Origin of the sequence: Planktotalea sp. (assembly GCF_965659345.1) — a bacterium.
Taxonomy (GTDB): domain Bacteria; phylum Pseudomonadota; class Alphaproteobacteria; order Rhodobacterales; family Rhodobacteraceae; genus Planktotalea.
The window spans coordinates 1-5,735 of record NZ_CBFHVK010000045.1; the positions used below are offsets into that span (position 1 = coordinate 1).

General features: G+C 49.1%; 3 protein-coding genes. 2 read left to right on the forward strand and 1 reads right to left on the reverse strand.

Annotated features, from left to right (window positions below; all coding sequences use genetic code 11):
- Positions 1 to 633 precede the first annotated feature (633 nt).
- Both ACTG3Z_RS17390 and ACTG3Z_RS17395 read left to right on the forward strand, forming a co-directional pair.
- Positions 634 to 1,743 carry a hypothetical protein gene (locus tag ACTG3Z_RS17390; RefSeq protein ID WP_439144262.1) on the forward strand — a complete coding sequence of 370 codons (1,110 nt, stop codon included), beginning with the start codon at positions 634 to 636 and terminating at the stop codon, positions 1,741 to 1,743.
- A complete protein-coding gene (locus ACTG3Z_RS17395) occupies positions 1,697 to 2,887 on the forward strand; it encodes a hypothetical protein (RefSeq protein ID WP_439144263.1) in 1,191 nt (396 codons plus the stop codon). Before ACTG3Z_RS17390 ends, ACTG3Z_RS17395 begins: the two co-directional genes overlap by 47 nt.
- 18 nt (positions 2,888 to 2,905) lie before the next feature.
- On the opposite strand, the gene ACTG3Z_RS17400 is transcribed toward ACTG3Z_RS17395, so the two are convergent.
- Positions 2,906 to 5,644: an AMP-binding protein gene (locus ACTG3Z_RS17400; RefSeq protein WP_439144264.1), complete on the reverse strand. Its 2,739-nt coding sequence runs from the start codon at positions 5,642 to 5,644 to the stop codon at positions 2,906 to 2,908.
- Positions 5,645 to 5,735: the final 91 nt, after the last annotated feature.

A 5,735-nucleotide genomic window follows, 5' to 3' on the forward strand; every position in this document is an offset into this window, starting at 1 on the left:
AGTGGTCGAAGGCGCTCCCCTGCTAAGGGAGTAGGCCCGGAAGGGTCTCGAGGGTTCGAATCCCTTCGTCTCCGCCATTTCACCTATATTTACTGTAAAATTTCAGATAGATACGGGTGTTTTGCATTTATTAGACCCACAACCTAGCCCACATTTTTAAATAGATGGTGCTGGACTTTACGAGACCTCGTTAGCGAAGTCAGTGATCACTTTGCTCGCCATGTACTGAAAGAAGCGCTGAGCTTCCAACGACTTTGCCTTGGCTGAACCTGATTTGGACATTTTCACTATCGGCCCAAAGCCGACGTTAGAAAATCCAAAATGATAAATAATTGATTCCCCCAGAGCGGACACTCCCCAGTTAGCTTAGGTGCTGCTATTCAATACGTCGATCTAACCATGCCTAGTGCCTAGCAGCACAAATTAGCTGCCGGTCACTTGACCGAATGTATCGTCGTCACGATGCTGCGTTTCCTTGGCGGACGTTCGCCTTGCTTCCAAATGCTGCATTATGGCTGTTACCCTACGACCACCTCTGTTCAGCCTAGCTTCTTCAAACTTTAACTAAACCGACTGATACCGTACAAAAGCCCCATTAATGTTATTTTGTATCTCAATTTATGGAAAACTAATATGGTGGCCTCCATTTTTTACAAAGACCTGAGTGATAGGGTTAACTCTCTCGGCGGCTTTCACAACGCGCATTTGCACCTTGATCGGTCTCATACCTTAGACACCGTAAAAACCGGCGAACGCGAAAGCGCTGCGCATTCCACCTTGAGTCACAAACACAGCCTCATTTCGGGGATTCATCAAGGCCCTTGGTATTCCACCGAAAACTTGACTGCGCGCCTTAACCTTAGTCTCGATGAAATGGTTGACTGCAATACGCGCCGCGCTGATAGCGTCATTGATGTCACGGCAGATGGTTTGGGATTGCGCGCTTTGGAAACTGCTTTGGCCGTCGCTCAAGAACGTTCGCATGAAATCGAATTTCGAGCCGCGGTGTATTCACCGCTGGGCTTTCGCGAAGATGCCCCAGAACGATGGGATCTGATTGAAGAAGGTGCGAAGATCGCAAATTTTGTTGGCTGTTTGCCCGAACGAGATGATACCTTCGACTACCCTGATCATATTGGTTACGAGGCATCATGCAGTCTTATGATTGACCTCGCGATGCGTCATAATCTTGATCTACAAGTCCATACTGATCAAGCAAATCATCCCAATGAACGCGGCACTGAACGGCTACTTGATGTGATAGAGAACGATGGCGTTCGCTACGGAACACCTGACGCGCCCAAAATCTGGGTTGTACACATGATTTCTCCAACACTGTATTCAGATAAACGATGGAAGAAACTGGTTGAGCGTCTAAAGCGTGCGAATGTCGGCGTGATTTGTTGTCCATCTGCTGCGATTGGAATGCGCCAGTTAAGGGGCGTTATGACGCCGACGACAAATTCAATCGCACGCGTTCTTGAGCTCTGTGCCGCGGGAATTCAAGTTCGTCTTGGCAGTGACAATCTTGCAGATATGCTCTCGCCTTCGTCTACGGCTGTTCTGACGGACGAAGTGTACATTTTATCGGCAGCGTTGCGCTATTATGATATCGAGGTCTTAGCAAAGCTGGCCTGTGGCCACCTGTTAAGCAAAGATGACATTCAATCTATTCAAGCGCACTTGGAGGCAAATGATGTTGCAGTGGCTAAAGCAATCCGTCGGTGGGGGCCGCTCAGCTAAGCAAGTTGACACCTTGTTGGCCCAAGGTCCTATCGATCTTACTGACGCTCAAACGATCGCATCCTTCAAAGAGATTTCCAAAGACTTGCGCGCTCAACGTCCTGTCTGCCCCGTCACCTCTGGCGGGCTTTTACTAACGCGCGCCGATGATGTGAAAGCCGCCTTTTCTAACAAGCTGCTTTCGAACCAACCATCGCGCTTTTCCGCATTGGCCCCCAAGAACACTAAAAAATACGTGGCCGCATCAGTGGCGGCAAATATACCTCCGTTTTTGGATGCTCCCCGCCACGTTGAGGTTCGCAAATGGTTAAGCAAGTGTTTCTTTGAACGGTTTCGCGCGTTTGAACATCAGATCGAAGCGATTGCCCAAAAACATATCGACGGCATCGCACCAGCCTTACCCCATTTGTTAGTCGAAGAGATTGCGCGCAAGTTCGTCGTGGATGTCATAGGACAATTCGTCGGGATCGATGTTGCACCCGACGACATGAAGCAATTTACAGGCGCGCTTTTTCGACTATTTGCGCCAGCCGCTGATGCCGAGACGTTTAAGCAGACAAATGTAGGGCTAGCGAATGCACGTCACCAGTTGATTGCTGCATTGCACCAACGTCGCGCTGATCAAACAGACAGCCTTTTGAAACTGCTTGACCTTGCTGACCTACCAGATCTCGGCGGCACACAAAAAGACACTTTGATCGCCGACAATGCATTGCTGATCCTAGCCGATGGTGTCGAGAACGTCGAAGCTGCAATCGCGAATGTGATGATGCGTTTGCAAAATGTAGGTGGTGACGTCAACGCAGAGTATGTGCGTGAAACCGTTACTTCAGACACTCCCGGCCAGACTATTGCGCGGGTTGCGTCTCAAAACATGACAGTTGGTGGTGAGAAGGTTTCCGCTGGAACACCTGTCTTTTTGTCGCTCGCAAGTGCTAACGATAGCACTGAAACCGCCGAAGATTTCAGTTTTGGCATGGGGCGTCACAAGTGCATTGGCGAGCAACTTGCCGTCGCAATGATTTCCACGTTTAGCCGGATCCTCGCCGATCAAAAGCCTGAGATTGACACGTCAAATCTGCATTATGCGATGATGTTTGGACACAAATGGCCAAGGGGCGTAGTCCTTACAATCGACGGTTAAATCCATATCGGCATTCGATTACAGGCTTGGCAGGATCAGCTTTCGCTTCGCACCGCTGAATTTCGATTGAAACTGGCTGAGACCCTGACTGGCCAAACAACAAGAGATCCAGACCGGAATGCGTTTGTTAGGAAACGATAACTTAAACGCGACTTCAATGCTCTCGTTAGGGCCGACGGACCGATCCAAAAAGGCATAGCCAGCACCGGATTTGCGCGTATGCCCATCAAGATTTACAAGATCAATTTGCAAGCTAAGCCCGCTTAGTTTGCTCTTTTCCCAGATCTGATCAGACTTGTTGGTGACTATAACTGTGACATCGCCATTGCTCCCTTTCTTAAAAAACCTAGGGGCTCTAAGCATGCTGATTTCGGCTTTCGGAGCTTTTAGGCGGCTCTCAAAATCCCAATATCCCTGACGCTGCATCGACGGCTCCGGAAGCTGCGTCACACCGTCTATCGCTGCAATCAATTGTGCCACATGCGGACTGAGATCAGCAGCCGTAAATTGATGATCACTGTCGATCTCGATCACTTGTGATCCGCTTGGGTGCACGACATCGAGCGCGAGATCAAAGCGAGGGAACCTCATGCGCGCGGAATTCTTAGGGCACCTCGACATGCAATGTATCGTTGGAAACGCGGCCACACGATCGGGCCAGTAATCAAGGCTTAGAAGCACGCGTATGTCACGCCCCATATCGCGCAAACGCTCGGCAGTATGCAACATTACATTCGCACCGCCACAAAAACCGCCAAGCGACAGTGCGCCTTTCGGTTGAAGCGTATCAATTTCCATTGCCAATTGCTGAGCCAGCAATTCAAAATCCGCAATCTTTCGGTTCGGGAACTTGAAAAGTGAACCTGAGAAATAGAGAGGTCTGTCGCGCCCAATCGTTTCGGAGATGGACTGAACCTCAGCAGAGTCCTGACAGGCCCAAAAAAGAGGAGCGCCGGGTCTCAAGCTTCCAATACCATGTATTAGGCCATCTGGAAGAATTGCGCTTCCCGGCCAACCTGCCATGTTTTGGCGCACAAACCGCACAGCACGACCTTCAGTTTGTACGTTACCTTGCGTTGTCTTCGACAATGCCTCCACGAGACCGGAAAACGTAGGGTTCTCAAATAGCTCATTTGGGGAAATATCGCGTTTCAAAGCTATCTCTAAATTCAATAAAAGCTGCGTCGCGCTTAAACTGTCCCCCCCCATATCAAAGAAATCATCAAGCCCCGAAGGAGGCCGGCATTTTAGTATATTTATCCACTGAGCCGATACGGTTTTGGCGATTGGTGACATCGGCTCATCTGCGGCTGTATGAGCACCTGTGCGCGCCATCAGTGCGTGCATGCCTTCACGCTTTAGAAGCACGCGATCTACCTTCGCATTCGCCAATCGCGGCAATTGGTCCAAAACAGTAATCGCGTTCGGACACTTGAAGTCAATCAACTGGGTTTTCAAAAATGCCTTAACTTGTTCTTCTTGAACAGGTTTTCGTGTTGCAATCGTCAGACCGACACTTTCACCCAACGTGGGATGAGGTAACGCATATGCAGCGGCTTCTAGGATATCTGGCATCGTGAGTGCCGCGGTTTCCACCTCATGAGGGGAGACTTTTTCACCTCCGACATTAATCATCTCTTTCAAACGTCCTCGCAGATAGAGATAACCTTCCTCGTCCAATGTGCCAAGATCGCCAGTCCGAAACCAAGCGTCGAAGAAAACGGCTTCCTTCGCCATTCCTTCGTAACCCTCAAAGACGCTCGAACCCTTAACGCAAACTTCGCCAGTTTTGCCCGTTTCAACAGGATTTCCAAAACCATCAAAAATAGCGAGATCGACTCCAATAGGTTTGCCAACGCTGCCAACTCTCGTGTTTTTTGGGTCGTGCTCATTCGTTGCAATCTGACCAGCGGTTTCAGTCATCCCATACATTTCAACAACTGGGCATCCGAACAGCGCTTCTGCAGCGTTTTTCAAATCCGGTGGAACTGGAGCAGAAATACTACGGATGAACCGTAAAGAAGTCCTCACGTCCGCCGTCACATCTGGCTCAAGATCCTCAACCATTCGCCGCAAAATTGTAGGCACGACTTGTATCCAAGTTGGTCGCTTTGCAATGATCTCTTGTGCAAGCTGCATGGGAGAGCGCTTGTCTGTGATCGACACAGCTCCCTTCGTGGTCCAAGGTGCAAGCAAGACATCAACCAAGGCACCGATATGAAACGTCGGAAGGGCATTTAACGCATGGTCATCTAATGAAAGTTGATGTCCTGTCGCAATACTCTTAGCAGATGCATTGATAGCTTCAATCTGGATCGGAACACGTTTGGGCAGGCCTGTAGAACCTGAAGTGTGCAAGATTAATCTGCCCGCATTTTCGAGTTTCACCTCATTGAGAGGGACTTTTTTTGTTTTCATAAATTGCCATGCTTTGGCGACAATGGCGTCCCAATCCAACAACTCCATTGCTTGAAAAACAGGGCTTTTCTCTTGGACAAAGTCTTTGGAAAGTATTGCACAGTCTGCATCAGAATTTTGCACAATCTTCAAAATTTCTGCATCTGACAGATTTGGATTAATTGGCATGTAATCCGTGATCTCTGTGATGCAAAGCAGCGCAAAAAGTGCGGATTCATCGTCCCTCAAACAACCAACGACACGTCCAGGAAGCTTTTCAACTGATTCACAAAATGCTTGCTGGATTTGTTTGCGCAAGCGATGAACTTCATTAAAACTCAGTGACCAATCATTGCTCACTAGGGCTGTTTGAAGGGGCTTTGTTGCACAAATCGGGCACTGTAGGATTCACTGTGTGAATCCAGCGTGATAGCTCGCGGACATGAGCAGT